Annotated in this window: 5 protein-coding genes; all 5 read right to left on the bottom strand. The window is 41.8% G+C overall.

Features of this window, described 5'->3' with window-relative positions; translation table 11 throughout:
- Positions 1-120: 120 nt before the first annotated feature.
- Positions 121-303 carry a hypothetical protein gene (locus H8S75_RS32215; protein ID WP_187024957.1) on the bottom strand — a complete coding sequence of 61 codons (183 nt, stop codon included), beginning with the start codon at positions 301-303 and terminating at the stop codon, positions 121-123.
- Positions 304-336: 33 nt separating this feature from the next.
- Positions 337-525, bottom strand: a complete 189-nt coding sequence (locus H8S75_RS32210; protein ID WP_187024956.1) for a hypothetical protein — start codon at positions 523-525, stop codon at positions 337-339.
- Between the two features lie 20 nt (positions 526-545).
- Entirely contained in the window at positions 546-794 is a 249-nt protein-coding gene (locus H8S75_RS32205) for a hypothetical protein (RefSeq protein ID WP_187024955.1), read from the bottom strand.
- On the bottom strand, positions 755-985 hold the full coding sequence (locus tag H8S75_RS32200; protein ID WP_187024954.1) for a hypothetical protein: 231 nt from the start codon (positions 983-985) through the stop codon (positions 755-757). The genes H8S75_RS32205 and H8S75_RS32200 overlap by 40 nt, the downstream gene beginning before the upstream one ends.
- A 520-nt stretch (positions 986-1,505) precedes the next feature.
- The coding region (locus tag H8S75_RS32195) for a tyrosine-type recombinase/integrase (protein ID WP_187024953.1) at positions 1,506-2,378 on the bottom strand (873 nt) is incomplete at its 5' end.

Below are 2,378 nucleotides of genomic sequence, written 5' to 3'. Positions count from 1 at the left end.
CTGGCTATTTCTTTCGTTTCCGTCATAATAATAATCTATAATTTTCTGTAATCCATCATCTATAGACCACAGGTCCAGCTTTTTAAACAGTCCCATTGCTCTATCCCTCCTCGTTAAATGCTAATCTTCATGACTATGTATCTCAACTGATGTTACCTGCCTTATCTTGTCCTGTGGACCGAAGCCAATGTTTTCGAAATTTCCGACTGAAAAAATCTTTTGCACTGTTTCCGGCGTTGCATTCATCCGACCACTAATACTGTCTCCATCATCAAAATGTACTATATATTCTGTTTTTGCCATGTCGATCAAGCCTTTCTCCGGTTCTCCCGGATATTAATTTGCCAACGGTCTGTATAAATCAATCCTTGCCTCTCCACACCACACGGTTTCACCACTTTCTGTTCTGACAGTTACAATTCCATCTTGGAATCTATAACCAGAAACTATTTTTCCTTTTTTCCACTTACCGTTGTGGAATATCTCTGCCGGCTGTCCTATGACATACGGAAATTTTTCAATCACTGCATTTTCCTCCAAAATTATTAATATTCATCATCAATACAAATTGCCAAGCAGCCCATCTCGGAATCCAAATCACGCAGTTGATCATCTTCTGTCCACGCTATTCGCTCTACATATGTTTGCCCACAATACGGACATACAGGAAATCCAGGTGGACAATCTTCAAGCAGCTTTTCTCCAACAATAAATTCTTTTCCGCAATCCATGCACTCATATTTAACGTGATTGTCTACGTAATGCCCTTCCACCCAACCTTCTTCTCTATACATTTCTTACCTCCAACTCCTAATTTCTTTGACGGCTCCGCAACCCGTTTCCATGCTAGTTCCGCGCCACAGTATGGACAACATTTATATTCTTCAGCCACACCCATTCCACAGGTGCAATTATATTCCGGTTCTGGTATTTCCGTCCCCTGTACGAAATAGCCTACAAGTTCTGGAACTACTACCTTAACCAATCTCATTCTTCTCACTATATCACCTCAATCTTAGTTGCTCTTTTTCGTAATCATCTCAAAGTATTAAGCAACTCCATCGCGTCCTCATTTCTGCACTCAGTAATCAATTTTATAGCTTGTGCTTCTACTCCTGATCGGTGATCTAGCTTAGTTTGCAGGGCTCTGATCTCCTGAGCCTTTTTATCATTCCAATACCGCCCTGCTGCCTCCGCTGCTTCCCGGCAATCGTAACCCGAACAGGAATGTCCCCTGCTGCCTTGACAGAATCTACATGCATTATGATTCACCCATTCACGCTTATTCTCTTCCACCGTTCCTCCTCTAAAGAACTGTTTAGTTGATTAGCACTATACAAAATCACCTGTTTCATTATGTCTTTTTGGAAGAGGGGCAAAGCAGCCCCTCCAATGCCGTGACACATTGTTATCCGTTTATTCCTGCGATTACAAAAGACTTGTTTACGAGTTACGACAGACCGGTCTATGCTATACCAGGGCTGCGCATTCCCCGGCAATCTATATTAAGCCCCAACACCTAAATACTGGTTATGCATCTGCCTCAGATGATTTTTATTTGCGGCAGAATAGAAACTGATTGTTGTGGCAGGATTTTTATGTCCTAAAATCAACTGGATATCTTCAATGGAACATCCCTTCATTCGTAGCAGAGTTGCCATTGTTTTTCTGAATAAATGAGGGTAAATTCTCCGTTTTAAGCCTGATCTGTCTCCAATATTTTTTATGATCAGCCTTAAGCCATCTTCCTTTACCGCATCAAACGGCCTCCTTACCCCTGCAAACAATGCCGGATTCCCATCCCTGCGTTCCTTCAAGTATTTTTGGAGATGGACTCTGGCTACGTCCGTCAAAAATACCGTCCGGTACTCATCGGTTTTATGAGCGTAGATCAATATCTCTCCTTTCTCCCAATCAATATCATCTCTCTGTATAAGCGGTACTTCTCCGATACGTACACCGGTACTTAATAAGAATTCCATCAATGCCCTTTCCCGCTTGTCCTTACAGGCCACACGGATCTTTTCAATTTCTTCTCCTGATAAATAATCAATCGGTTTTCTGTGTTCCTTTCGGATCGGTACGGCTTCTACCGGATTTGTTGTTATTATCCCGTGCTTCCTGAACCATGTAAAAACTGCTGATAAAAAGCGTCTTTCATTATTTACGGTCCTGGGTTTGTTTCCTTTGGCCTCGTATCGGTCCAGATAAAACTTAATATCAATCGATGTGATGTGCCTTATATTTTTATCTGTAACGCAGAGCATATTACGCATGGCTGAAGTGTATGCATTTATGGTCTTTTCACTTAACCCGTCTTTACGCACGTTCGTCTCATAGAGGTGCAACAAATAGACATTGTCATCCATCTCCGTAGA

This window comes from Hungatella hominis, from assembly GCF_014288005.1.
Taxonomy (GTDB): Bacteria; Bacillota; Clostridia; order Lachnospirales; family Lachnospiraceae; genus Hungatella; species Hungatella effluvii.
This window is presented reverse-complemented; position numbering and strand designations above follow the sequence as displayed.

What these genes read in the sequence shown, in the direction of transcription:
- H8S75_RS32215 (WP_187024957.1), bottom strand. Translation starts at nt 303, where the DNA reads ATGGCAAAAACAGAATATATAGTACATTTTGATGATGGAGACAGTATT.
- H8S75_RS32205 (WP_187024955.1), bottom strand. Translation starts at nt 794, where the DNA reads ATGTATAGAGAAGAAGGTTGGGTGGAAGGGCATTACGTAGACAATCAC.